The organism is Actinomadura barringtoniae (genome assembly GCF_017573505.1).
GTDB classification, from domain to species: Bacteria; Actinomycetota; Actinomycetes; order Streptosporangiales; family Streptosporangiaceae; genus Spirillospora; species Spirillospora barringtoniae.
Map to the genome: position 1 here is coordinate 88,847 of NZ_JAGEOJ010000017.1, position 24,035 is coordinate 112,881.

Annotated in this window: 24 protein-coding genes; 18 read left to right on the forward strand and 6 right to left on the reverse strand. The window is 71.2% G+C overall.

Annotation, left to right across the window (positions count from 1 at the left end):
- Window positions 1–217: 217 nt before the first annotated feature.
- Complete coding sequence (locus tag J4573_RS36810; protein ID WP_208260726.1) at window positions 218–901, forward strand: universal stress protein; 684 nt, start codon at window positions 218–220, stop codon at window positions 899–901.
- A 126-nt stretch (window positions 902–1,027) separates the two neighbouring features.
- Here the strand turns inward: J4573_RS36810 and J4573_RS36815 are convergent, their stop codons facing one another.
- A complete protein-coding gene (locus J4573_RS36815; RefSeq protein WP_208260727.1) occupies window positions 1,028–2,173 on the reverse strand; it encodes an acyl-CoA dehydrogenase family protein in 1,146 nt (381 codons plus the stop codon).
- Between the two features lie 67 nt (window positions 2,174–2,240).
- Here J4573_RS36815 and J4573_RS36820 point away from each other — a divergent pair, with 67 nt between their 5' ends.
- A complete protein-coding gene (locus tag J4573_RS36820) occupies window positions 2,241–2,852 on the forward strand; it encodes a TetR/AcrR family transcriptional regulator (protein WP_307797192.1) in 612 nt (203 codons plus the stop codon).
- 22 nt (window positions 2,853–2,874) lie between these two features.
- Here the strand turns inward: J4573_RS36820 and J4573_RS36825 are convergent, their stop codons facing one another.
- The 3 genes from J4573_RS36825 to J4573_RS36835 all read right to left on the reverse strand — a co-directional run bounded on the left by J4573_RS36825 (window position 2,875) and on the right by J4573_RS36835 (window position 6,932).
- Entirely contained in the window at window positions 2,875–3,702 is an 828-nt protein-coding gene (locus tag J4573_RS36825; protein ID WP_208260728.1) for a DUF4253 domain-containing protein, read from the reverse strand.
- An 81-nt stretch (window positions 3,703–3,783) separates the two neighbouring features.
- The gene (locus tag J4573_RS36830) at window positions 3,784–6,204 is read right to left on the reverse strand and encodes an ABC transporter permease (RefSeq protein ID WP_208260729.1); all 2,421 of its coding nucleotides are present in this window, start codon (window positions 6,202–6,204) and stop codon (window positions 3,784–3,786) included.
- On the reverse strand, window positions 6,201–6,932 hold the full coding sequence (locus J4573_RS36835; protein ID WP_243774165.1) for an ABC transporter ATP-binding protein: 732 nt from the start codon (window positions 6,930–6,932) through the stop codon (window positions 6,201–6,203). The genes J4573_RS36830 and J4573_RS36835 overlap by 4 nt, the downstream gene beginning before the upstream one ends.
- 172 nt (window positions 6,933–7,104) lie before the next feature.
- Here J4573_RS36835 and J4573_RS36840 point away from each other — a divergent pair, with 172 nt between their 5' ends.
- Both J4573_RS36840 and J4573_RS36845 read left to right on the forward strand, forming a co-directional pair.
- Window positions 7,105–8,337: a sensor histidine kinase gene (locus J4573_RS36840; RefSeq protein ID WP_208260731.1), complete on the forward strand. Its 1,233-nt coding sequence runs from the start codon at window positions 7,105–7,107 to the stop codon at window positions 8,335–8,337.
- Window positions 8,325–8,960 carry a response regulator gene (locus J4573_RS36845; protein WP_208260732.1) on the forward strand — a complete coding sequence of 212 codons (636 nt, stop codon included), beginning with the start codon at window positions 8,325–8,327 and terminating at the stop codon, window positions 8,958–8,960. The genes J4573_RS36840 and J4573_RS36845 overlap by 13 nt, the downstream gene beginning before the upstream one ends.
- A 21-nt stretch (window positions 8,961–8,981) precedes the next feature.
- On the opposite strand, the gene J4573_RS36850 is transcribed toward J4573_RS36845, so the two are convergent.
- Window positions 8,982–9,491, reverse strand: coding sequence for a MarR family winged helix-turn-helix transcriptional regulator (locus tag J4573_RS36850; RefSeq protein WP_208260733.1), 510 nt, complete (start codon window positions 9,489–9,491; stop codon window positions 8,982–8,984).
- Window positions 9,492–9,513: 22 nt separating this feature from the next.
- Between J4573_RS36850 and J4573_RS36855 the strand changes: the two genes are divergently transcribed.
- Window positions 9,514–10,116: a LysE family translocator gene (locus J4573_RS36855; RefSeq protein WP_208260734.1), complete on the forward strand. Its 603-nt coding sequence runs from the start codon at window positions 9,514–9,516 to the stop codon at window positions 10,114–10,116.
- 58 nt (window positions 10,117–10,174) lie between these two features.
- Window positions 10,175–11,041 (forward strand): alpha/beta hydrolase, encoded by an 867-nt coding sequence (locus tag J4573_RS36860; RefSeq protein ID WP_208260735.1) that lies wholly within the window; start codon window positions 10,175–10,177, stop codon window positions 11,039–11,041.
- On the opposite strand, the gene J4573_RS36865 is transcribed toward J4573_RS36860, so the two are convergent.
- Window positions 11,025–11,954 (reverse strand): LysR substrate-binding domain-containing protein, encoded by a 930-nt coding sequence (locus J4573_RS36865; protein ID WP_208260736.1) that lies wholly within the window; start codon window positions 11,952–11,954, stop codon window positions 11,025–11,027. The two genes, J4573_RS36860 and J4573_RS36865, sit on opposite strands and share 17 nt — an antisense overlap.
- A 111-nt stretch (window positions 11,955–12,065) precedes the next feature.
- Here J4573_RS36865 and J4573_RS36870 point away from each other — a divergent pair, with 111 nt between their 5' ends.
- The 12 genes from J4573_RS36870 (at window position 12,066) to J4573_RS36925 (ending at window position 24,025) form a co-directional block, all read left to right on the forward strand.
- A complete protein-coding gene (locus tag J4573_RS36870) occupies window positions 12,066–13,502 on the forward strand; it encodes a 2-hydroxymuconic semialdehyde dehydrogenase (RefSeq protein ID WP_208260737.1) in 1,437 nt (478 codons plus the stop codon).
- A gap of 11 nt (window positions 13,503–13,513) precedes the next feature.
- Window positions 13,514–14,308 carry a 2-keto-4-pentenoate hydratase gene (locus J4573_RS36875; RefSeq protein ID WP_208260738.1) on the forward strand — a complete coding sequence of 265 codons (795 nt, stop codon included), beginning with the start codon at window positions 13,514–13,516 and terminating at the stop codon, window positions 14,306–14,308.
- Window positions 14,309–14,313: 5 nt separating this feature from the next.
- The gene (locus tag J4573_RS36880) at window positions 14,314–15,030 is read left to right on the forward strand and encodes a 2-keto-4-pentenoate hydratase (protein ID WP_208260739.1); all 717 of its coding nucleotides are present in this window, start codon (window positions 14,314–14,316) and stop codon (window positions 15,028–15,030) included.
- On the forward strand, window positions 15,027–15,455 hold the full coding sequence (locus J4573_RS36885; RefSeq protein ID WP_208260740.1) for a RidA family protein: 429 nt from the start codon (window positions 15,027–15,029) through the stop codon (window positions 15,453–15,455). The genes J4573_RS36880 and J4573_RS36885 overlap by 4 nt, the downstream gene beginning before the upstream one ends.
- Entirely contained in the window at window positions 15,452–16,030 is a 579-nt protein-coding gene (locus J4573_RS36890; protein WP_208260741.1) for a 3-hydroxyanthranilate 3,4-dioxygenase, read from the forward strand. The genes J4573_RS36885 and J4573_RS36890 overlap by 4 nt, the downstream gene beginning before the upstream one ends.
- Window positions 16,027–17,091: an amidohydrolase family protein gene (locus tag J4573_RS36895; RefSeq protein ID WP_208260742.1), complete on the forward strand. Its 1,065-nt coding sequence runs from the start codon at window positions 16,027–16,029 to the stop codon at window positions 17,089–17,091. The genes J4573_RS36890 and J4573_RS36895 overlap by 4 nt, the downstream gene beginning before the upstream one ends.
- Window positions 17,088–17,996, forward strand: a complete 909-nt coding sequence (locus J4573_RS36900; RefSeq protein ID WP_208260743.1) for an acetaldehyde dehydrogenase (acetylating) — start codon at window positions 17,088–17,090, stop codon at window positions 17,994–17,996. The genes J4573_RS36895 and J4573_RS36900 overlap by 4 nt, the downstream gene beginning before the upstream one ends.
- A complete protein-coding gene (gene dmpG / locus J4573_RS36905) occupies window positions 17,996–19,009 on the forward strand; it encodes a 4-hydroxy-2-oxovalerate aldolase (protein WP_208260744.1) in 1,014 nt (337 codons plus the stop codon). Before J4573_RS36900 ends, dmpG begins: the two co-directional genes overlap by 1 nt.
- A complete protein-coding gene (kynU, locus tag J4573_RS36910) occupies window positions 19,006–20,262 on the forward strand; it encodes a kynureninase (protein ID WP_208260745.1) in 1,257 nt (418 codons plus the stop codon). Before dmpG ends, kynU begins: the two co-directional genes overlap by 4 nt.
- 92 nt (window positions 20,263–20,354) lie before the next feature.
- Window positions 20,355–22,127 (forward strand): LVIVD repeat-containing protein, encoded by a 1,773-nt coding sequence (locus tag J4573_RS36915; RefSeq protein ID WP_208260746.1) that lies wholly within the window; start codon window positions 20,355–20,357, stop codon window positions 22,125–22,127.
- A gap of 188 nt (window positions 22,128–22,315) precedes the next feature.
- Entirely contained in the window at window positions 22,316–22,519 is a 204-nt protein-coding gene (locus J4573_RS36920; protein WP_208260747.1) for a cold-shock protein, read from the forward strand.
- A 96-nt stretch (window positions 22,520–22,615) separates the two neighbouring features.
- Window positions 22,616–24,025, forward strand: a complete 1,410-nt coding sequence (locus J4573_RS36925; protein ID WP_208260748.1) for a M1 family metallopeptidase — start codon at window positions 22,616–22,618, stop codon at window positions 24,023–24,025.
- Window positions 24,026–24,035 lie beyond the last annotated feature (10 nt).

A 24,035-nucleotide genomic window follows, 5' to 3' on the forward strand; every position in this document is an offset into this window, starting at 1 on the left:
CAGCAGTCTCGTCCTGGCCCGCTCGTGATCGTGGAGACGCCGGTTCGGCCTGGGGCCGTGCGGACTCGGCGGCGGGCGCGGCGAACTGGAGACGAGCCTTGATCGCGCCCCACGGGATCAAGGGACCTTCGGCCCTAGGCGGGCCGATCTCGCACGTGTCATTCCCGCCTGGGCGGGCGATCTGTTCTCCAGGTCCTATGACGAGTCCGGCCAGTGGGTGCGGACCGTCGGACGGCGGCTGCTGCGCGAGGCCGTCCGGCAGGTGCGCGCGGAGGTGCCGGACGCACTGGTCACCTCGGAACTCGACCATGGAGACCCGGCGACCCTGCTGCTGGACCGCGGCCGTGCCGCCCGCCTGCTGGTCGTGGGGGCGCGCGGCGCCGGGGTCTTCCGTGCGCTGACGGTCGGCCCCATCGGTCCCAAGCTGGCCGCGCACGCCGCCTGCCCGGTGGCGGTCGTTCGCGGGACGACGGCCGGGCACGAGCGGATCGTGGTCGGGACCGACGGATCGTCCGGCGCGCAGGCCGCCGTCGAGTTCGGCTTCGCCGAGGCCGCGGCGCGGGGCGCCCGGCTCCGTGTCCTGCAGGCGTTTGCTCCGGCGGCGCCCGAGACGCCGCAGGCCTTCGTGATGGGGGCGCAGCGGAGACGCATGACGGTGTCGCTCAGCGGATCGATCGCGCCTTGGCGGGACAAGTACCCCGAGGTCGCGGTGAGCGAAGCGGTGATCAAGGGCCATCCCCTCTCGGTGCTCATCGACGGGTCGGCGTTCGCGGACCTGTTGGTGCTCGGCAGCCGGGGCGCCGGCGGGTTCGCCGGGCTGCGTTCGGGCGCCGTCAGCACCGGGGCGCTCCAGCACGCGCGCTGTCCGGTGGTCATCGTGCGCCACCAGCCCTCGCCGTGACGCCGCCCGCGACCTCACGCCGGCGAACGGGGATGCCGGGCGTGGCCTGCGCCTGCTGGAGCGCGCGGGTGTCGGTGATCGGCCGGCGGAACGGCAGCTCGCACCCGACCGCGAGGCGGGGCGGGGTTAGAGGCCGGCGTCGCGGCCGATGATCTCCTTCATGATCTCGTTGCTGCCGGCCCAGATGCGGGTGACGCGGGCGTCCATCCAGGCGCGCGCGACGCGGTACTCGCGCATGTAGCCGTAGCCGCCGAAGAGCTGCACGCAGCCGTCGATGATCTGGTTCTGCACGTCGGAGCTCCACCACTTGGCCTTGGAGGCGTCGGCGGTGCTGAGGTCGCCGGTCACGTGGGCGGCCAGGCACTGGTCGACGAAGGCCTGCGCCACGTCGAGCTTGGTGATCAGCTCGGCGACCAGGAACTTGTTGTGCTGGAACGCGCCGATCGGCCGGCCGAACGCCTTGCGCTCCTTGACGTAGGCGATCGTCTCCTCGAGGACGCCGCGGGCGTGCGCCACGTTGGCGACGGCGCAGGAGATCCGCTCCTGCGGGAGGCGCTCCATCATGTGGATGAAGCCGCGGTCCACCTCGCCGATGACGTGGGAGGACGGGACGCGCACGTTCTCGAAGAACAGCTCGGAGGTGTCGGCCTCGGGCTGGCCGACCTTGTCGAGCTTGGTGCCGCGGTGGAAGCCGGGCATGTCCGCCTCGACGCCGAACAGGGTGATGCCCTTGGCGCCCTTCGCCGGGTCGGTCTTGGCCGCGACGATGATCAGGTCGGCGTGGCCGCCGTTGGTGATGAACGTCTTGGACCCGTTGATCACCCAGGAGTCGCCGTCGCGGACCGCGGTGGTCTTGAGCGCGGCGAGGTCGGAGCCGCCGCTCGGCTCGGTCATCCCGATCGCGGTGATCAGCTCGCCGGTGCAGAAGCGCGGCAGCCAGCTCTTCTTGGCCTCCTCGGTGGCCAGTTCGAGCAGGTAGGGGGCGCAGATGTCCACGTGGATCGCCACGATCGAGTTGTAGGCCGCCGCGACCCGGGCCAGCTCCTCGCCGATCACGGCGTTGAAGCGGAAGTCGCCGGCGCCCTGGCCGCCGTACTCCTCGGCGACCTGCATGCCGAGGAAGCCCTGGCGGCCCGCCTCCAGCCACACCTCGCGCCTGAGCATTCGCTCATTCCGGATGTCCTCGTCAAGGGGGACCAGCGTGCGCTCGACGAACTCCTTCACCGACTCACGGAACAGCTCGTGGTCGGCCTCGTAGACGGTGCGGCGCATGGGGGCTTCCTCCCAGATCATGACGGTTCGCCGCACAGTCTACTGAGCGATCGCTTAGGATCATGCCGTGGGATCGGCGCGAGAGGACATGTGGGGGAGCGTGGCGCCCGAGGCGTCCCGCCGCCTGCTGCTGGCCGCCGTCGACTCGTTCGCCGAGCTCGGCTACCACGGCACCTCGACCCGGCACATCGCCGCCGGGGCGGGCATGAGCGCCGGGGCCCTCTACGTGCACTACAAGACCAAGGCCGACCTGCTCTTCCAGATCGCCCTGACCGTTCACCGGTCCGTGCTGGCGACGCTGCGGGAGGCGGTGGCGACCGGCTCGGCGCCGCCGGCCCGGGTCCGGGCGCTGATGTACGCCTTCTCGTCCTGGCACGCCACCCACTACAAGGCCGCGCGGGTCATCCAGAACGAGATGGCCGCCCTGGGCCCTGAGCACGCCGCCGAGATCGCCGTCTTCCGGCGCGAGACGCGCGAGCTCGTCCTGTCGGAGGTACGGGCCGGGGCGGCCTCGGGCGACTTCGACGTCGCCGACCTGGCGGCCACCGCCCGCGCCCTGTCGTCGCTGGCGATCGACGTGTGCCGCTGGTACCGCCCCGAGGGCCCGCGCACCCCCGACGAGATCGGTGCCCTCAACGCCCACCTGGCCATGCGCGTCCTTGGCGCGGCGGCCCCTTAGGCCCGCCCCTCAGCCCGTTCCCTCAGTCCCACCAGAAGGACCAGTGGGTCTTGCCTCGGATCTCCTCGGCGTAGCCGGCCAAGGTGCCGGGGCCCTGGAAGAGGATGTCCGGGCAGAACGCCCAGTGCTCGGCGGCGACGTGCACCGCGTGCCGGACGGTGACGGGCGGCGCGGCGACGCTGAGCTCCAGGGTGTTGAAGCCCATGGCGACGACCCGCGCGCCGAACCTGTCCTCCCAGCCGCGCACGACGGCCGACATCGGCGCGGTCCACTCGTTGTGGTTGAGCGCCCCCTGCCAGCCGATCACCGCGATGGCGTCCGCGCCGCGTTCGACGGCGGCCAGGCCGAGGGACAGGCCGCGGTGCGCGAGCGTACGGGCGTACCGGTCGGCGACCGCACCGGGATCGTCCAGCGGGACCCCGGCGGGCGCGGGGCCGGGGCAGTGGCGGCCGAACGGGGCCAGATCGTCGTGCTCATCCTCGTCCGCGTGCTCGATCCAGTCGGCCCACACCTCGGACATGAACGCGCCGGAGTGGTACTTGCCGATCTCGTCGATCGGCTCGGGGGCGACCTGCCCGGCGGCCCAGGGCTGGTCGGTCTCGTCCAGCAGGACCGGCCAGAGCCCGGACTCGGCGTGCCCGGCGCGCAGGGCGGACCACAGCTCGCCGTTCACCGGGTCGTCGCTGAGCCAGAACGCGGGGCGCTCCAGCAGCTGCCGCTGCGGGAAACCCGGATCGGGCCAGACGATGTCGCCCGGGGGAAGCGTCACCGGCAGAGTCCGCTCGACATCGTCGTCGGCGAACAACTGCGGCAGGGGGCCCGGCAGCCGCCGAACCTCGAGGTCGTCCATCTCACGCCGTTCCGGTACAGATCATGCCAACTGGGATCTTGGCACTCCCAGATGTTAACGGTCCCTCTGACCGGCGTGCCGTCAGATTCGCCGCATCATGGTCCGTGCGGGCAGCAGCATCGCGGCCGCGCCGGGAACGGTCACCAGGAGCAGAACGGCGGCGCAGGTCAGCGGAGGGATCGACGGCAGCGGCAGTCCGGTGACGACCATCGCGTACGCCATCAGCGTGACGCCCGAAATGACCGCGCCGACCGCCACCCCGATGCCGAGCACGATGAACGCCTCCAGCCGGAGCATCCGCAGCACCTGCCGGCGGGTGGCGCCCACCAGGCGCAACAGTGTCAGCTCGCGGCGCCGCGAGACGGTCGCCAGCGACAGCGTGGTCACGACCCCGATCACGATGAACCCCGAGATCGCCAGGACGACGACGTAGCTGAGGAAGCCCTGCAGCCGCAGGTCCCGGGACTGCTCCGCGCCGAACGCCGACGTGCTGATCACGGTCGCCCCGGCGTACGGCGCGACGGCCGGACGAAGGTTCGCGCCGCCGCGTACGAGCACGTGGTCCGACAGCGGCGAGGAGGCGTGCGCGGCCACCAGGTCGTGGGGGAGGAGCACGTCGCCGAAGCCCAGGCCGCGGTCGTAGATCGCCACCACGCGCGGCTTGATCTGCGTCCCGTCGCCGAGCCACAGGGTCTTGAGCGAGCCGACCTTGAGCCCGCCCGCGACGTCCCGGCTGAGCGCGACCGTGGTGCCGCGCAGGTCGCCCAGCCGTCCCTTGGACACGCCCGGGTCGAGGGTCTGGTCGATGCCGTCGGGCGTGACGCCCTGCCCGTTCAGCGACCTGAGGTTGCGCTCGCCGAGCTCCTTGACCGTCATCACGACCGTGGTGGGCTTGGCCGCGGTCGCCGCCGTCACCCCCGGCGTGCTCCGCAGGTTCTGCAGGACGCCTTCCGGCAGGCCGGGACCGGCCGAGACGACGACCTGGTCGGCGCGGGTCCCCTTCGCGGCCTGCACCTCGGTCGCGTCCACGGTTGTGGTCTGCACGAACAGCTGAACGCCCGCGAACGCGATCGCCAGCGCGACCGGCGTGACGACCGCACCCAGCCGCAGCGCGGCGGCGCCGCTGTTCTCGGCGGCCAGTTTCCCTGAGACCGGCGACAGCGTGCGGGTCACGCGGCCCAGGATCCGGCTGCCGCGCCCGGCGAGGAGCGGCCCGAGGAACGCCGTCGCCACGATGAACGCGATGACCATGCCGCCCAGCGAGCTGCTGGCCGTCGGCCCGGTCGCCGTCACCGACGTGCCGAGCGCGCTGATGCCGAGCACCAGGAAGACACCGCCGGTGATCCGGCGCCAGAGCGGCAGCGACGGCGGGTCGATCGAGGCCTCGCCGAGCGCCTCCACGGGCCTGATCCGCGTCGTGCGCAGCGAGGCGAAGAACGCCGACAGGGTCGCCGCCAGCACGGTGACGAGCAGCGCGGCGAGCGCGGGCAGCGGGCTGATCGAGAGCCCGAAGCCGTCCGGCAGCACGTCCTTGGCCTTCATCGCCCCGTGCATGGCCGCGCCGAGCCCGAGCGACACGACGCCGCCGAGGACGCCCGCCGGGACCGCGATCCGCAGGGTCTCGCGGATGATCCGCCCGCGTACCTGCCACGGCGTCGCGCCCACGGCCCGCAGCAGCGCGAACTCGCGCGCCCGCTCCCGTACCGACAGCGCGATCAGCCCGCCGACCACCACCAGCGCGGTCATGAGGGACAGCGCGCCGAGCGAGGCCCCGATCTCGATCATGTCGGGCCGTGCGGCGGCCACGCTCAGGTCCTCGGCGTCCCCGCGTGCGGCGCCCGTCCGCACCTTCAGCCCCGGCGCCGCCTTCTTCAACGCCCCGGCACCGGCCTTGCCGACGACGACGAGCGCGTCTGCCTGTCCGGGGTGCCCGCTCAAGACGGCAGCCGCCTGCGGAGCGAAGAACGCCCCGCCCGCCGACGCGACGCCGACGACCCTGAACGGCTGCGGCGTCCCGACCGTCTGCAGCGCGATCGTCGCACCCGGTCCGGCCTTCGCACGAGAAGCCGTGGCCGCGTCGAGCACGACCTCGTTCGGCCCCTGCGGCGCCCGGCCCGCCGTCAGCCGGGACGACCCGAGCGCGGCCGAGTCCCATCCGTGCCCGGTGACCGTCACGCCCTGCCCCGCCAGAACGGGAAAGGACACATCGGCCACGACCGCCTTCACCCCGGGCACCGACCGCAGCCGTTCCGCCGCCGCGGCGGGCACCCGCGCCCGCTCCACCAGCGGCCGGCTCTGCGTCTCGGGATCGGACCCGGCCCGCTTCATGTTCACCGACACCGACTGCGACCCGGTCACGACCGCGTCGCCCTTGTCGTACCGGCTCACCGGCGCGTGCGCCCGCAGCGCCGACTCCAGCAGCACCCCGCACGACCCCACGAGCGCCGCCGCGAACAGCAGCGCGACGAACACCCCGGCCAAAGCTCCCTTAGGCGTCTTCACAGCGTCTCCCAGCGGGTCATGACGGTGGTGGGGGAGGGGGCGACGAGCTCGTCGACGATGCGGCCGCCGCTGAGGAAGACGACCGAGTCGGCCCAGGCGGCGGCCATCGGGTCGTGGGTCACCAGCACCACCGTCTGCCCGGTCTGGTCGACCGCCTCGCGCAGCAGGCGCAGCACGTCGCGTGCGGTACGGGGATCGAGCGCGCCCGTCGGCTCGTCGGCGAACACGACCTCGGGGCGGGTGATCAGCGCCCGCGCGACCGCCGCGCGCTGCTGCTGCCCGCCCGACAGCTCGCTCGGCCGGTGCGCCAGCCTGTCCTGAAGACCCACCCGGCGAACGACCTCGGCCAGCCACCCCGGATCGGGCGCCGTGCCGGCCAGCTGCAACGGAAGGACGATGTTCTGCTCGACGTCCATCGAGGGGATCAGGTTGAACGACTGGAAGACGAACCCGATCCGCTCGCGCCGCAACCGCGTCCGCTTGGCCTCGCTCAGCCCGCCGAGGTCCACGCCGCCGATCCGGACGCTGCCCTTGCTGGGCTGGTCGAGCCCGGAGGCGCAGTGCAGGAACGTGCTCTTGCCCGAGCCTGACGGGCCCATGATGGCCGTGAAGCCACCGCGCGGGAAGTCGTGGCTGACCCCGCTCAGGGCCGTCACGTTCCCGTAGGTCTTGGTCACCGAGTCAAGGCGCACCGCGTGGGCGGTCCGTTCGGCTGTCAGCGTCGGCATGCTCATCCTTAGATCAGGTCGGCCTCTCACCTGCTCAAACGTAAGATCGGCACGTGCGCGGGCGCATGGGCTCCCACCCCCGAAACCGTGGTGTAGCCCGCTACACCACGGACTCGGGGGCGCGTGTCACTCCGGCGGCTCGCCGGGTCCCGTACGGTGATCTGCGAGAGCCATGAGAGACGCACTGATTCGAACCAAGGACGCCACGATCTACCTGGTCGGCGGGCTTCGTACCGCGCTGCCGGCGATCGCGGGCCTCTGCCTGCTGCCCCTGGTGGCGTTCCTGACCGTCGTGATGGTCGGGGTGCCGTGGCTGCCGGAGTTCATGCGTCCCGTACGGGCCATGGCCAACGCCGAACGCCGCCGCGCCTCCCGCGCACTCGGCCGCGAGATCGCCGAGCCGTACGCACCGCCCGGGGGCACCTCGTTCCCCCAGGGCATGCTCGTCCTGCGCACGCCCTCGACCTGGCGCGACCTGACCTGGATGGTCCTGCACGGGCTCCCCGGCCTGCTCCTGGCCGTCCTGTCGGTCGGCCTGTGGCCCTCCACCCTCTTCTCGCTCACCCTGCCGCTGTGGTGGTGGGCGGCGCCCGAGGGCTCCCAGTCGGCCTACATCACCCTGGACAGCTGGCCCAAGGCCCTGACGATGCCGTTCGTCCAGGCCGCGGTGAACATCCTCATCCTCTGGCTCCTGGTGCCCCGCTTCGCCCGCTGGCAGGCCCGCATGGCCGAGGCGCTCCTCAAGCCGACCAGCCACGTCAGCCTCGCCGAGCGCGTCGAACAGCTCACCGAGACCCGCGCCGAGGCCCTGGAAGCCCACGGCGCCGAGCTTCGCCGCATCGAACGCGACCTGCACGACGGCACCCAGGCCCAGCTCGTCACGAGCGCCCTGCGCCTGGGCCTGGCCGACCGCCGCTTCGACAAGGACCCCGACGAGGCCCGCAAGCTCTTCCTGGAGGCCCGCGAAGGCATCGAGGAAGCCCTCACCCAGCTCCGTACGGTCATCCGCGGCATCTACCCGCCGATCCTGTCGGACCGCGGCCTGCCCGGCGCGATCCGCGCCCTGGCCGCGGGCCAGCACATCCCCGTCACCGTCGACGTCTCCAGCGCCGAGTCGCGCGTCCCCGCCGCCGTCGAGGCTGCCGCCTACTTCGTCGTCGCCGAGGCCCTCACCAACGTCGCCAAGCACAGCCGGGCGACCGAGGCACTGGTGTCCATCCGCCGCCACGAGGACCACCTGCGCATCATCGTGCGAGACGATGGCGGCGGAGGTGCGAACGAGTCCCAGGGCAGCGGCCTGGCCGGGATCCGCCGTCGCGTCGCCGCCCTGGACGGAACCACCCACGTCGCAAGCCCGCTCGGCGTGGGAACGACACTCGAGGTGGAGCTGCCGTGCGGATCGTGATCGCCGAGGACAACGCCCTGCTGCGCGAGGGCCTGGTCCTCCTCCTCTCCAGCGACGGCCACGAGGTGGTCTCCGTGGTGGAGAGCGGCCCCGACGTGGTCCCCGCCCTCCTCGAACACCGCCCCGACGTCGCCGTCCTGGACGTCCGCCTCCCACCTGGCTTTCGCGACGAGGGCCTGCGCGCCGCCATCGAGGCCCGTAAGGCCCTCCCCGACCTCCCCGTCCTGGTCCTCTCCCAGTACGTGGAGGAGACCTACGCCACCGAGCTCCTGGCCGGGGGCGCCCAGGGCATCGGCTACCTCCTCAAGGACCGCGTCTCCCGGGTAGAGGAATTCCTGGACGCCCTCCAGCGCGTGGCCACCGGAGGCACCGCCCTGGACCCCGAGGTCGTCTCCCAGCTCATGACGCGCCGTTCCCCCCTCCAGGCCCTCACCCCCCGCGAACGCGAGGTCCTCGCCCTCATGGCCCAGGGTCACGACAACGCCACCATCGCCACCACCCTGGTCATCACCGAACGCTCGGTCAGCAAGCACATCGGCAGCATCTTCCTCAAGCTCGACCTCCCGCCCAGCGACAGCGGCCACCGCCGGGTCCTGGCCGTCCTCGCCTACCTCAACGCCTGACGCCTAACCTCAACGCCTGATTCAGTCAGGGACGGCTCGGTCTATGGGGCAGTAGGGCGTTTCGCAGGACTGGTGGTCGCAGAGGCGGCAGAGGTGGCGGGCGTGGCTGCGGCCTTGGGGGAGGCGGGCCAGGACGCGTTCCAGCAGATCGGTGAGGGATTCCCGGTCGGCGGCGTCCAGGTCTTCCAGGAGTGTCTCCAGGGCGGTATGGCGGGCCGTCAGGGCTTGGGTGGCGCGGCTTGTGCCCTCGGGGGTGAGGGCCAGGGCGCGGGTGCGGTTGTCGGGGCCCGGGTTGCGGGTGACCAGGCCGTCGGCGACGAGGTTGTCCACCAGGCGGACGGTGGCGGGCTGAGAGAGGCCGAGGATCGCCCGGAGCGCCTCGATGCTGATGCCGGGTCTGGTGGCGATCGTCAGGAGGCATGCGGGGGCGCTGGCGGCGCGGCCCACGGTGCGTTCGCCCTCGGAGGCGAGCAGGTCGGCGGTGGCGAGGCCTAGGGCGCCCAGAAGGTTGGTGAGCCGCGTTTCAGACACATGCATAGGGTATGCATCTTTTATGATTCCCTCCAACTCCCTGGCCTTTGTGGGGCTGGCCGTGTTGATCGTGATCGCCCCCGGGCCGGACTTCGCCGTGGTGATGAAGAACTGCCTGATGTACGGACGGAAGGCCGGGCTCGCCACCAGCCTGGGAGTGATGACCAGCCTGCTGGTGCAGGGGCTCGCGGCGGCCTTCGGGGTCGCGGCCCTGGTGGTGAAGTCCGCCCCCGCGTTCAACGCCCTGAAGGTGGTGGGCGCCTGCTATCTGGCGTATCTGGGCGTGCAGGCGCTGCGGGCCGCCCGGAAGGGTGAACGGGTCCAGGGGCCTTCACGGGGCGGGCGTGGGTTCCGGCAGGGATTCCTGTCGAACATCACCAACCCGAAGGTCCTCGCGCTCTACTTCTCGTTGCTGCCGCAGTTCGCCGACTCCTTGCCGCAGGTGCTTTTTCTGGCGGCCACGCACGCGTTGATCGGGCTGGCGTGGCTGCTGGTGGTCGTGCTGGTCCTGGGGCGGCTCCGGCGTGTCTTCGAACGGTCTCGCGTACGGCGCGGGATCGAGGGCGTGACCGGCGTCGGGCTGCTGGGGCTGGGCGTCGAGCTGATCGTTATGCCGGGTCGGTGATAGCAGGTATCACCATCGGTATTTGCCTGCGGCGATGGCGGCGGCAAGGCTGGGCCATATGGACGCTTCGGTTGAGGACTGGCCAGGTCGGGGGCTCTCTGATGAGGAACTGGACATCGCCTACAACGTGCGCCGCAAGGCGGGGGAGGAACTGTTCGCCGAGCTGATGGTCCGCTACCGGGCCGAGTCGGACAAGGCCGTGGACGGGCTGGCCGGGTCCGCGGGGGTGGTCTACGACCGCAGCGGCGAACGGCTGGACGTCTGGGGGACCGGCAAGCGGCCCCGGCCGGTGTTCATGTTCGTTCACGGGGGTTACTGGAAGGCGCTGTCGCGGGCGGACTCGGGGTTCATGGCCCGGATGCTGGACGACCAGGGCGTCGCGACCGTGGTGCCCGACTACACGCTGGCGCCCGGCGCGACCCTGGAGGAGATCGTCCGGCAGGTGCGCGCTGCGGTGGCGTGGGTCTACACGAACGGGGCCGAGCACGGCCTCGATCCCGAACGGATCGTGATCGGCGGCAGCTCGGCCGGCGGGCACCTGACCGGGATGACGATGCTGAGCGGCTGGCAGGAGGAGCTCGGCCTGCCCGAGGACGTGGTCAAGGCGGCCATGCCGTTCAGCGGGCTGTTCGACATCCGGCCGCTGACGCGCGTCTATGTGAACGAGTGGCTGGGCCTTGACGTGAAGCGGGCGGCCACGCTGAGCCCGGAGCTGCTGGAGGCCGAGCGCCGGTTCCCGACCGTGATCGCGGTGGCTGAGGGCGACGGCGCCGGTTTCGTCGAGCAGTCGCGCAGGTTCCAGGCCCACTGGGGCGGGGAGCTGGCGGTCGTTCCAGAGCGGAACCACTTCGACGTGGTGCTCGACCTGGCCGATCCGAAGTCGGCCGTGAGCCGCAAGCTGCTGGGGCTCATTCGCTCGGTTTGAGCTCCGCCGCCCTCGCCCGCAGGTGGTCCAGCATCAGGCGGGCCGAGGGCGTGAGCGGGCGGCGGTCGGGGAGCGTCACCCCCACCTGCCGGCGGACCGGTTCCAGCGGAACGGGGAGCGGCTCCAGTTCCTCGTCGGTCATCGCGACCAGCTCGGGCAGCGCGGCGATCATGTCGGCGTCGCGGACCAGGGTACGAACGGTCAGGATCGAGGTGCACTCGACCAGGTTGGCGGGCAGCGACAGGCCGTCCCGGCGGAAGATCTGCTCCAGCTCCTGGCGCAGCGCGGTCTGCTCCAGGGGCAGCACCCACGGGTAGTCCATGAGGTCTTCGAGCGTGAGACCCGGGCGCCGGGCGGGGTGATCGCGGCGGGCGACCAGGCGGACCGGCTCGGCGTACAGGGTGATCTGCCGCAGGCCGTGCAGGTCCTCGATCGGGTTCAGGCGCCCGAGGATGAGGTCGATCTCGCCGTCCAGCAGGCGCGGCGCCTGGGCGTCGAACGTGGCCTCCTGAACGATCACGGTGATGCCGGGCCGCTCGCGCTTGAGGGTGGCGATCGCGCGGGGGAGCAGTACGTTCGAGCCCGCCAGCAGGGTCCCGATGGTGACCGTGCCGACCTCGCCGTCGGCGAGCCCGGAGATCCGTTCGCCCGCTCGGCGCAGCTCGGCCAGCACGGCGCGCGCGTGCTCGATGAACGCCTCGCCGAACAGCGTGGGCGTCATGCCGCGCGGGCCCCGGCTGAACAGCTCCACGCCGAGGACGTGCTCGACCTCGCGCAGGCTGCGGGTCACGGCGGGCTGGGCCAGGTGCAGGTGCTCGGCGGCCCTCAGCACGCTGCCCTCGTCGGCGATGGCGACCACCAGCACCAGGTGCCGGAGCTTCAGCCGCCCGTTGAGCAGGTCGATTGCGCGCATGCCGTCTTCCTATCACGAAAAAGTCATAGCGGACGGGTCGATCGGTATTGGTCGGGCATAGCTAGATGGAGCATCATCGCAGATAGACCACCGAATGAGGAGGACACAGGCATGAAGGCGGAGCACTACGTCGGCGGCGCGTTCCGTTCGGACGGCTCGGCCTTTCCGCTGGTCGATCCGGTGACCGGCACCGAGTCCGGCGCGGTGCCCGAGGCGACCCGCGAGATCGTCGACGAGGCCGTGCGGGCCGGGCGCGCGGCCCTGGACGGCGAGTGGGGCGCGGCCACCACCGAGGAGCGCGCGGCGGCGCTGCGGCGGATCGCCGACGGCATCCAGGCCCGGTTCGAGGAGTTCGTGGACGCCGAGGTCGCCGACACCGGCAAGCCCCGCGCCCTGGCCGAGACCGTGGACATCCCCCGCGCCATCGGCAACTTCCGCGCCTACGCCGACCTGCTCTACGGGCGGCCGGAACGGGCCTACACCACGGCCGTCCCCGGCTGGAGCGGCGGCACCGGCCAGGCACTCAACTACACCGTCCGCCGCCCGCTCGGCGTCGTCGCGATCATCTCGCCGTGGAACCTCCCGCTCCTCCTGCTGACCTGGAAGGTGGCCCCGGCGCTGGCCGCGGGCAACGCCGTCATCGCCAAGCCGTCCGAGGAGACCCCCTCCACCGCCACCCTGCTGGCCTCGGTGATGCACGAGGCCGGGCTGCCCGCCGGGGCGTTCAACCTGGTCCACGGGCACGGCGCGGGCGCGGCCGGGGAGTTCCTCACCGGGCACGAGGGCGTGGACGCGATCGCCTTCACCGGGGAGTCGGCGACCGGCGCCGCGATCATGCGCAACGCCGCCGACCACGTCACGCCGCTCTCCTTCGAGCTCGGCGGCAAGAACCCCGCCCTGGTCTTCGCCGACGCCGACCTCGAGGCGGCCGTCGACGGCACGGTGCGCTCCTCGTTCACCCACTCCGGCCAGATCTGCCTGTGCACCGAACGCGTCTATGTGCAGCGCGCGGTCTTCGAGGAGTTCGTCGCGGCCCTCGCCGAGAAGACGCGGACGCTGACCGGCTACGGGCCGATGATCTCCGCCGGGCACCGCGACAAGGTCCTGTCGTACTACCGGCTCGCCGCCGACGAGGGCGCGACGGTCGTCACCGGCGGCGGCGTGCCGGTCTTCGGCGACGAACGCGACGCCGGCTTCTACGTCGAGCCGACCGTGCTCACCGGGCTCCCCGAGACCGCACGGACCGTACGCGAGGAGATCTTCGGGCCGGTCTGTCACGTCGCGCCGTTCGACACCGAGGAGGAAGCGGTCCGGCTGGCCAACGACAGCCCGTACGGCCTGGCCTCCACGGTGTGGACCCGCGACCTGTCCCGGGCGCACCGGGTGGCGCCGCGGATCGAGACCGGGATCGTGTGGGTGAACTGCTGGAACCTGCGCGACCTGCGCACTCCGTTCGGCGGGGTCAAGGCTTCCGGGATCGGCCGCGAGGGCGGAGAGTACTCCCTGGACTTCTTCTCCGAGCCCGTCAACGTCTGCATCCAGATCTGAAAGCGACTTCCGTGACCCACACGCAATCCGTTCTCGACGCCGCCGCCGAACGCATCCTCGGCGCCTACGCCTCCGGCGTGCCGTGCGAGCCCGTCCGCGACCTGATCAACGGCGCTGGCGCCGCATACGCCGTCCAGGAGCGCGTCACCAAGCGGTGGACCGCCGACGGCCGCCGCATCACCGGCCGCAAGGTCGGCCTGACCTCGGCCGCCGTGCAGGCGCAGCTGGGCGTCGACAGCCCCGACTTCGGCGTGCTGTTCGCTGACATGGCCGTGCCGGACGGCGGCGAGATCCCCGCCGGGACCGTCATGCAGGTGCGGGCCGAGGCCGAGGTCGCGCTGGTCCTGGAGGACGAGCTGACGCACGAACGGCACACCGCGGCCGACCTGATCCGCGCCGTCGCGTTCGCCCTCCCCGCCATCGAGGTCGTCGGCAGCCGCATCCGCGACTGGGACATCACGCTCGCCGACACCGTCGCCGACAACGCCTCCTCGGGCATGTACGTGCTGGGCAACCGGCCCGCCAAGCTCACCGACCTCGACCTTCGCCTGTGCGGGATGGTGATGGAACGCCGCGGCGAGCAGGTGTCCACGGGTACCGGTGCCGCCTGCCTCGGCCACCCGCTGAACGCCGCGCTCTGGCTGGCCGACACCGCCGTACGGCTCGGACGCCCCCTGCGCGCGGGCGACACCATCCTCACCGGCGCGCTCGGCCCGATGTTCACACCCGACCCCGGCGACGTGCTGGAGGCGCGCATCGAGGGGCTCGGCGACGTCCGCGTGGCGTTCGGCAAGGAAGAGGGGTGAACGGGATGACTGACATCACCGCACTCGCCGAGGCGCTCGACGCCGCCACCCGCGAGGGCCGCGCCGTCGGCAGGCTCACCGACAAGGAGCCGTTCGACGTCGCCACCGCCTACCGGATCCAGCGCGCCGGGATCGCCCTGCGCGAGGCGCGCGGCGAGCAGCGCATCGGCGTGAAGATGGGCTTCACCTCCCGCGCCAAGATGATCCAGATGGGCGTCGACGACGTCATCTGGGGGCTGCTCACCGACGCGATGCACATCGAGTCGACGCTCGACCTCACCGGCCTGATCCACCCGCGGATCGAGCCCGAGATCGCCTTCCTGATCGGCGAGGAGTCCTACAAGGTCGCGGTCGGCTTCGAGGTGCTCGACTCGCGCTACGAGGACTTCAAGTTCACCCTGCCGGACGTGATCGCCGACAACGCCTCGGCGGCCGGGTTCGGCTTCGGCACCTGGCATGACCCCCGCGACCTCGCCAACATCGGGCTGGTCATGGAGATCGACGGCCGGGTCGTGCAGACCGGCTCGTCCGCCGCGATCCTCGGCGACCCGATCCGCTCCCTGCGTGCCGCCGAACGCCTCGCTCGCGAGGCCGGGATGCCGCTCACGCCGGGCGCGATCGTCCTCGCGGGCGCCGCGACCGCCGCCGTCCCGCTCCCCGCGAACGCGCACGTCCGCGTCCTCGGCGCGGGCCTGGGCAGCGTGGAGGTGACCACGAAATGACCGACGGCATAACCGTCGACGGCAAGGCCAAGCCGCGCGGCCGCTTCCCGCACGTCAAGCGGGCGGGCGACCTCGTCTACGTGTCGGGCACCAGCTCGCGCCGCCCGGACGGCACGTTCGCCGGGGCGAGCGCCGACCCGATGGGCGTCACCGACCTCGACGTCCGCGAGCAGACCCGCGCCGTCATCGAGAACATCGGCGACCTGCTCAAGGCCGCCGGGGGAGACCTGTCCGACCTCGTGAACGTCACCACCTACCTGGTGAACATGAACGACTTCGGCGGCTACAACGAGGTCTACGCCGAGTACTTCGACGAGACCGGGCCGGCGCGCACCACCGTCGCCGTCCACCAGCTGCCGCACCCGCACCTGCTCATCGAGATCTCGTGCGTGGCCTACATCCCCATAAAGGAGAGGCAGTCATGACCCTGCCACAGCTCATCCACGGGCAGCCGTTCAACTTCTCGAAGTGGATCGACGAGCACCGCGACCTGCTGAAGCCGCCGGTCGGCAACAAGCAGGTGTTCGAGGACGCCGGCCTCATCGTGATGGTCGTCGGCGGCCCGAACCAGCGCACCGACTTCCACGACGACCCGACCGAGGAGTTCTTCTACCAGCTGAAGGGCAACATGGTCCTGCGCGTCATGGAGGAGGAGGGCAAGCCGCACCGCGACGTGCAGATCAACGAGGGCGACGTGTTCCTGCTGCCGCCGCACGTGCGCCACTCGCCGCAGCGCCCTGAGCAGGGCTCGGTCGGCCTGGTCGTCGAGGTGTCCCGGCCCGAGGGGCTGCGGGAGGCGTTCGAGTGGTACTGCATGGACTGCCACCACCTTGTCCACCGCGCCGAACTGCAGGTCCGCTCGATCGTTGACGACCTGCCGCCCACGTTCCAGAAGTTCTACGACGGCGACCGCACGTGCCCGAACTGCGGCGCGGTCCACCCCGGCAAGGACTGGCCGGCGGATCTCCGCCCGCAGACGAAGGCACGCGGCACGGAATGACCCTCACCGACGAAATCGGCCCGGCGGGTGCGGGGGGTCGCCCCCCCTCGGGCAACAACGTAATCGACGTCCATGCCCATGTCTTCCCCCTGATCTCCCGTGCCGAGGGCCGGGTGCTGGCGGACGAGGGCGAGCCGTGGCTGCGCGAGAACGGCGACGGCACCGGCATGATGATGAGCGGCGACGCCGAGTACCGGCCCGTCGCCGCGGAGCTGTGGGACCCGGCGGCACGGCTGGCCGCGATGGATCGTTCCGGCGTGGACGTCCAGGCGGTCTCCTCCACCCCGCTGATGTTCGGGTACGAGGCCGAGCCCGAGCGCGCGGCGGACTGGTGCGAGCTGGTCAACGACCGGATCCTCGCCTACGCCTCGCACGCGCCGCAGCGGCTCCTGCCGCTCTGCCAGGTCCCGCTGCAGGACACCGGGCTCGCCTCCGCCGCGGTCACCAAGGCCAAGGCGGCCGGGCACCGCGGCGTGCACATCGGCAACCACGTCGGCACGCGCTACCCCGACGACGACGCGATCGTGGAGTTCCTCGCGCACTGCGCCGAGGAGGGCATGCCGGTGCTCGTGCACCCGTGGGACATGTTCGGCGAGGAGCGCATGGGCGGCCGGTACATGCTGCCGTGGCTGGTCGGCATGGCCGCGGAGACGCAGCTGTCGATCCTGTCGATGATGCTGGGCGGCGCGTTCGAACGCCTGCCGGGCTCGCTGAAGCTGTGCTTCTGCCACGGCGGCGGCAGCTTCGCCTACCTGCTCGGCCGCGCCGACAACGCCTGGCGCAACCGCGACATCGTCCGCCGCGACTCCCCGAAGCCCCCGTCGGCCTACACCGACCGCTTCTACGTCGACTCGGCCGTGTTCGACCCGCGGGCGCTGCGGCTGCTGGTCGAGGTCATGGGCCCCGAACGGGTCATGCTCGGCACCGACTTCCCCTTCCCGCTCGGCGAGCTGGAGCCCGGCTCGACGATCCGCGCGTGCGACGCGCTGAGCGACGCCGAGTGCGCCGCGCTGCTGGGCGGCAACGCCCGCCGCTTCTTTGACTTGGAGACAGCCCGATGACCAGGACCAAGGTCGCGATCATCGGCTCCGGCAACATCGGCACCGATCTGATGATCAAGGTGATCCGGCTGTCGGAGCGCCTGGAGGTCGCCGCGATGGCCGGGATCGACCCCGGCTCCGACGGCCTCGCCCGCGCCGCCCGGATGGGCGTCGCGACGACGCACGAGGGCGTCGAGGGACTGGTCGCGATGGACGGCTTCGACGCGATCGAGATCGTCCTGGACGCCACCTCGGCCAAGGCCCACGAGCACAACGCCGCGGTGCTCGCCCCGCACGGCAAGCGGCTGATCGACCTCACGCCCGCCGCGCTCGGCCCGTACGTGGTCCCGCCGGTCAACCTCGACGACCACCTGGACGCGCCGAACCTCAACATGGTCACCTGCGGCGGCCAGGCCACCGTGCCGATCGTCGCCGCCGTGTCGAGCGCGACCCCGGTGCGGTACGCCGAGATCGTCGCCTCGATCTCGTCCCGTTCGGCCGGGCCCGGCACCCGCGCCAACATCGACGAGTTCACCGAGACGACCGCCCGCGCGCTGGAGGTGGTCGGCGGCGCCGCGCGCGGCAAGGCGATCATCGTGCTGAACCCGGCCGACCCGCCGCTCATCATGCGCGACACCGTCTACTGCGTGGTCGGCGACTGCGACGAGCAGGCCGTGGTGACCGCGGTGGAGAAGATGGTCGCCGAGGTCGCCGCGTACGTGCCCGGCTACCGGCTCAAGCAGCAGGTCCAGATCCGCCCGGTCGGCGCCGGCGACCCGCTGGCCGCCCTCGCGGGCGGCGAGGGCCACCTCGTCTCGGTCTTCCTGGAGGTCGAGGGCGCCGCGCACTACCTGCCCGCCTACGCGGGGAACCTGGACATCATGACCTCGGCCGCGCTGCGGGTCGCGGAAAGGCTGGCGATCTGATGACGTACGAGCTCTACGTGCAGGACGTGACGCTGCGGGACGGCATGCACGCCATCCGGCACCGGTACTCCACCGACCAGGTCCGCGAGATCGCCGCCGCGCTCGACGCCGCCGGGGTGGACGCCATCGAGGTCGCGCACGGCGACGGCCTGGCAGGCTCCAGCGTCAACTACGGCCCGGGCGCGCACCTGGACGAGGAGTGGATCGCCGCCGCGGCCGAGGTCATGGAACGCGCCGTGCTGACCACGCTCCTGCTGCCCGGCATCGGCACGATCGCCGAGCTGAAGCGCGCCTACGAGCTGGGCGTACGGTCGGTACGGGTCGCCACGCACTGCACCGAGGCCGACATCTCCGCCCAGCACATCGCCACCGCGCGCGAGCTCGGCATGGACGTCGCGGGCTTCCTGATGATGTCCCACATGGCGCCGCCGGAGAAGCTCGCCGAGCAGGCCAAGCTGATGGAGTCCTACGGGGCGCACTGCGTCTACGTCACCGACTCCGGCGGCCGCCTCACCATGGACGGCGTCCGCGACCGGGTCCGCGCCTACCGCGACCTGCTGGGCGAGGACACCGAGATCGGCATCCACGCCCACCACAACCTCGGGCTCGGCGTCGCCAACTCGGTCGTCGCCGTCGAGAACGGCGTCCGCCGCGTGGACGCCTCGCTCGCCGGGATGGGCGCGGGCGCCGGCAACTGCCCGCTGGAGGCGTTCGTCGCGGTCGCCGACCTCATGGGCTGGAAGCACGGCTCGGACGTCTTCAAGCTGATGGACGCCGCCGACGACATCGTCCGCCCGCTGCAGGACCGGCCCGTCCAGGTGGACCGGGAGACCCTCACACTCGGCTACGCCGGGGTCTACTCCAGCTTCCTGCGGCACGCCGAGGACGCCGCCCGCCGCTACGGCCTGGACACCCGCGACATCCTCGTCGAGGTGGGCCGCCGGGGCATGGTCGGTGGCCAGGAGGACATGATCGTGGACATCGCGCTCGATCTGGTTGAAGGGGAGAAGTGACTGACGAGCAGGAGGCGCTGGCGCTGGACGAGGCCGACCCGCTGCCGACGCGGCGGGCCGAGTTCCTGATCCCGCCCGCGCCGGACGGGTCGTACGGCGAGTCCGCCTACTTCGCGGGCAACTCACTCGGCCTCCAGCCGCGCGGCGTCGCGGCCCGGATCTCCGAGGAGCTGGAGGACTGGGCGAGGTTCGGCGTGGAGGGGCACACGCAGGGCCGCCGCCCGTGGGTCGGCTACCACGAGCTGCTGCGCGACCCGATGGCACGCCTGGTCGGGGCCCTCCCGCACGAGGTCGTCGCGATGAACACCCTCACGGTCAACCTGCACCTGATGATGGCCAGCTTCTACCGCCCGGCGGGGGAGCGGACCCGGATCGTCATCGAGGACACCGCCTTCCCCTCCGACTCCTACGCGGTCGCCAGCCAGGCCGTTCACCACGGCCTCGACCCGGCCGAGGCGATCGTGCGGCTGCGTCCCCGCGAGGGCGAGGACACCCTGCGGACCGAGGACATCGCCGACTACCTCGAACGTGAGGGCGACCGGGTCGCGCTGCTCATGCTCGGCGGCGTCAACTACCTCACCGGCCAGCTGATGGACATCCAGGCGATCACCAAGGCCGGGCGCGCAGCCGGGGCCGTGGTCGGCTGGGACCTGGCGCACGCGGCGGGCAACGTGCCGCTGCGCCTGCACGACTGGGACGTCGACTTCGCCGCCTGGTGCAGCTACAAGTACCTCAACTCCGGGCCCGGCGCCGTCGCGGGCTGCTTCGTGCACGAACGCCACGTCCGCGACGCCTCGGTGCCCAAGCTGGCGGGCTGGTGGGGCACCGACCCGGCCACCAGGTTCAGGATGGGCCCGGTCATCGACCCGCCCGCCTCGGCCGACGCCTGGCAGCTGTCCAACCCGCCGATCTTCTCCCTGGCCCCGGTGCTGGTGTCGCTGGAGATCTTCGACTCGGTGGGCATGGGCGCCCTGCGGGCCAAGAGCGAGCGGCTCACCGCCTACCTGGCCCGCCGCCTGACATGGGTGGCGGACGTGATCACCCCCGCAGACCCGGCCATGCGCGGCTGCCAGCTGTCGATCCGGGTACGGGACGCGGGCGGCCTCGTCCACGCGCTCGCCCGGTCCGGCGTCATCGCCGACGCCCGCGAACCCGATGTCGTCCGCCTGGCCCCCGTTCCTCTCTATAACACTTTCCACGACTGTCATCGGCTCGCAGACGCGCTCTCGGTTCGGATAACGGGATCGCTATAGCGGGCATTAATAGAAGTATTAGCGGTAGCGTCCAATTGCACGGAATGATTTCGTCCACCTGACTTTTCGGGGGCAGACGAAAGGCGTTCCGTATGAGGAGAATCCTGCTCGCGGCAGGGGCGGCGGCGGCCGTCGCCGCCCCGCTGGCCATGACGGGCGCGCACGCCGCTCAGGCCGTGCCCGCCGACCCCTATATCCCCACGGTCTGCGGGGATCGGCGGCCTCAGGAGGCCGACCCCGGAAGCTATGGGATGCAGCTGGACGGCACGTTCCGGCACCCCTCGCTGACCCCGCCCGGAGAGGACCGTCACCCCTTTCCCGGCGGCGCTCAGGATCTGTTCCCCAAGACCGAGGGATACGACCCCAAGCCGCATATCTCAGGGCCGGTGAAGGTCGAGGCGTCCTACCGCGGTAAGACGTTCACGCCCGACTACTTCCACTCCTGGCAGAACATCGTCGACTTCAAGGGCCGGCGTTATCTGTTCCAGTACGACCGCAGCGAGGGCCGCGTCTACGACATCACCGACGTCCGCAAGGTCAAGGTCGTCGAGACGATGACCCGCGACGACGTGGACGGCGACGAGAACAAGGGCAACGCCACCTGGGCCCCGCACGACTTCTGGGGCGCCTCGTCCATCCAGTGGAACGCCAAGCTTCGCGCCTACGTGATGGTGCAGAGCTTCGAGGCCAAGCGGCAGATCCCCGACGAGCTGGGTGACGACCCCGAGCACGGCAAGTTCGGCAACCCGGCGGGCGTCGAGAAGGTCCGCAAGACCGCCCAGCTCAAGGGCTTCAAGGTCTTCCGGCTGGACGGCCCGCGCAAGAAGGACTGGAAGCTGCTGTCCACGGTCAGCACCGACGCCACCCAGCCCGACCCGCTCAAGTCCGACGTGAACAAGCCGCAGCAGGGCTCGGGCTCCCTGGACATCCCGTACTACACCGGCGGCAAGTACATGTTCATCGCGGTCGCCCCCCGCGACAGCTGGGGCAACAGCGAGGTGCCCACCAACCTCTACTCCGCCGGCTACCAGTCGTACGACATGTCCGACCCGGCCCACCCACGCAAGCTGGGCGAATGGCACCTGCCGGGCCAGGTCAAGGGCGAGGAGGCCGCCTACCGGAAGAACCCGCGCTGCGGCAACCAGACCTCCTGGATGGGCGCGCGGATGTCGCTGTTCATCCCCAAGCCGGTCGAGCAGGGCGGCAAGTACGCCTTCGCCGCCCAGGGCGGCTTCGGGATGTCGGTCCTGGACATCTCCGACCCCGCGCACATGAAGACCGTGTCCCACCTGGACCTGCCGATGTCGGTGGGCGGCACCGAGGCCGACAACGTCGACGTCTCGCAGTACGCCAGGACCGGCATGATCTACGTCAGCGGCTACCCGCTCGGCGAGGACTGCTACGAGCCGTACAAGGACATCTTCCAGGTCGACGCCCGCGACCCGGCCAAGCCCCGCATCGTGGGCACCCTGCCCCGGCCGGTCCCGCCCCGCGGCTCCGGCTTCACCGACTACTGCCAGCGGGGCGGCAGCTTCGGGCCCAAGCGGAGTGGCTACTACACATCGCCCGGGAACCCGCCCGCGGGCCTGATCCCGTACGCCTTCTACAACGCCGGCGTACAGCTGTTCGACCTCAAGGACCGCGCCCACCCCAAGATCGCGGCCCAGTTCGTGCCCCAGGGCTACAGCAAGGGCGTCCCGGACTGGGCGCTGGGCAACCAGACCCACGGGGTCTACGTCGAGTGGGACCGCAAGATCATCTGGGTCTTCACCAACGACGGGATCTACGCGCTCTCGTCCCGCAAGCTGATCGGGAAGCCCCGGTTCGACGCGCCTTCGGCCCCTTTCCACAACTCCTGGCTGTAACCGGGTAGGGTGTCAGCGTTGCAGTCGTACTTTCCACGCACGTTTGCTTAATGAAGCGCACGCGGAAGTTTCAAGACAGCGGGCGTTTCTACTTCTCCGGTTGAACCGGCGGATGTAAGGCTGGTCCGCACGCAGCCCCGGTCGCCACCCGGCGACCGGTGAGCTTCACCGAAGGAGAGAAAGAGATCATGGCCGAAGGCACCGTGAAGTGGTTCAACGCCGAGAAGGGCTTCGGGTTCATCGCGCCGGACGACGGCGGCCCCGACGTCTTCGTTCACTACTCGGCGATCGCCACCTCCGGCTACCGCAGCCTTGAGGAGAACCAGCGCGTGGCGTTCGAGATCACGCAGGGCCAGAAGGGCCCGCAGGCCGAGGGCGTCACTTCCCTCTGACGTTCAGGCGTTTCACAGGCGGGGCCCGTACCATGTTCCAGCGGTGCGGGCCCTTCCCGTGTCCGCGCAGTGCCCGGGCAGGTCAGAAGGGGGAACGTGAGGCGACGCAGAGGCTCCGTCCGCGCATTCGCCCTCCTTGCCGCGACCACCGCCATCGCCGCCGCCACGGCGGCCACGGTGACCGCCTGCGGCCCGCAGAACGACGCGCCCGCCGAGCCGGGGGCCACCGGCGCCGGTGACTCGCTGTTCACCGGGATCGGGAACGGCGGCTACGACGTCCAGCACTACGGGCTGACGCTCAACTACCAGCCCGACGGCGACCACCTGAACGCCAAGGCCGACATCACGGCCCGCGCCACCCAGGCGCTCAGCTCGTTCAATCTCGACCTCGACGGCCTCACGGTGCGTTCGGCGACCGTGAACGGCAAGTCGGCCGGGGTACGGCGCAAGGGCACCGAGCTCACGCTGACGCCGCACGACGCTCTCCGCAGCGGCCGCGACTTCACCACCGAGATCGTCTACGACGGCAAGCCGAAGCAGATCACCGACCCGGACGAGTCCACCGAGGGCTGGCTGCGGACCGACGACGGCGCCGCCGCGCTCGGCGAGCCGACCGGGGCGATGGCGTGGTTCCCGAGCAACGACCATCCCTCAGACAAGGCCTCCTTCGACTTCACCGTGACCGTTCCCAAGGGTCTCACCGCGGTCGCCAACGGCGCGCTGACCGCTCAGCACGGCGGCACCTTCACCTGGCACAGCCCCGAGCCGATGGCGACCTACCTGGCCAGCGTGGTGATCGGCGAGTTCCGGGTGAAGCAGTTCAAGGCCGACGGCCGCCCGGTCTACATCGCCGTCGACCCCGACGAGGTGGACGAGGACAGCCGGGACCTGACCAAGCTCGTGCCCGAGGTCATCCAGTGGGGGAGCAGGCTGTTCGGGCCCTATCCGTTCAGCAGCGCCGGGGCGATCGTCGATCACACGCCCGACGTCGGCTACTCGCTGGAGACCCAGACCAAGCCGTTCTTCGAGGCCGCGCCCAGCGAGAAGCTCGTCGTCCACGAGATGTCGCACCAGTGGTTCGGCGACTCGGTGACGCCCAGCAGCTGGAAGGACATGTGGCTGAACGAGGGCTTCGCCGTCTACGCCGAGTGGATCTGGGAGGAGGACCACGGCGAGGAGACCGTGCAGGAGAACTTCCACAACTCCTACACCGACACCGAGGGCGACACCTGGGCGTTCCCGCCGACCGACCCGCCGGCCGACGAGATCTCCGGCGACCCGGTCTACATCCGCGGCGCCATGGTCCTGCACAAGGTGCGCGAGGCCGTGGGCGACAAGACCTTCTTCGACATCCTCCGGGCCTGGACGTCCACGTACCGCTACGGGAACGTCGACACCCAGAAGTTCATTGACCTGTGCCAGTCGATGTCGGGCAAGAACCTCGGCGGCGTCTTCAACACCTGGTTGTTCCAGAAGAAGAAGCCCGCCGCCGAGGACCTGCCTTGAATCACCGGCG

Bases quoted from the DNA above. Each gene is read 5' to 3' on its own strand.
- J4573_RS36855 (WP_208260734.1), top strand. From the start codon at position 9,514: ATGATTCCCTCCAACTCCCTGGCCTTTGTGGGGCTGGCCGTGTTGATC.
- J4573_RS36880 (WP_208260739.1), top strand. From the start codon at position 14,314: ATGACTGACATCACCGCACTCGCCGAGGCGCTCGACGCCGCCACCCGC.
- J4573_RS36835 (WP_243774165.1), bottom strand. From the start codon at position 6,932: ATGCCGACGCTGACAGCCGAACGGACCGCCCACGCGGTGCGCCTTGAC.
- J4573_RS36915 (WP_208260746.1), top strand. From the start codon at position 20,355: ATGAGGAGAATCCTGCTCGCGGCAGGGGCGGCGGCGGCCGTCGCCGCC.
- J4573_RS36815 (WP_208260727.1), bottom strand. From the start codon at position 2,173: ATGCGCCGCACCGTCTACGAGGCCGACCACGAGCTGTTCCGTGAGTCG.
- J4573_RS36900 (WP_208260743.1), top strand. From the start codon at position 17,088: ATGACCAGGACCAAGGTCGCGATCATCGGCTCCGGCAACATCGGCACC.
- J4573_RS36840 (WP_208260731.1), top strand. From the start codon at position 7,105: ATGAGAGACGCACTGATTCGAACCAAGGACGCCACGATCTACCTGGTC.
- J4573_RS36920 (WP_208260747.1), top strand. From the start codon at position 22,316: ATGGCCGAAGGCACCGTGAAGTGGTTCAACGCCGAGAAGGGCTTCGGG.
- J4573_RS36895 (WP_208260742.1), top strand. From the start codon at position 16,027: ATGACCCTCACCGACGAAATCGGCCCGGCGGGTGCGGGGGGTCGCCCC.
- J4573_RS36890 (WP_208260741.1), top strand. From the start codon at position 15,452: ATGACCCTGCCACAGCTCATCCACGGGCAGCCGTTCAACTTCTCGAAG.
- J4573_RS36825 (WP_208260728.1), bottom strand. From the start codon at position 3,702: ATGGACGACCTCGAGGTTCGGCGGCTGCCGGGCCCCCTGCCGCAGTTG.
- J4573_RS36860 (WP_208260735.1), top strand. From the start codon at position 10,175: ATGGACGCTTCGGTTGAGGACTGGCCAGGTCGGGGGCTCTCTGATGAG.
- J4573_RS36870 (WP_208260737.1), top strand. From the start codon at position 12,066: ATGAAGGCGGAGCACTACGTCGGCGGCGCGTTCCGTTCGGACGGCTCG.
- J4573_RS36885 (WP_208260740.1), top strand. From the start codon at position 15,027: ATGACCGACGGCATAACCGTCGACGGCAAGGCCAAGCCGCGCGGCCGC.
- dmpG (WP_208260744.1), top strand. From the start codon at position 17,996: ATGACGTACGAGCTCTACGTGCAGGACGTGACGCTGCGGGACGGCATG.
- J4573_RS36865 (WP_208260736.1), bottom strand. From the start codon at position 11,954: ATGCGCGCAATCGACCTGCTCAACGGGCGGCTGAAGCTCCGGCACCTG.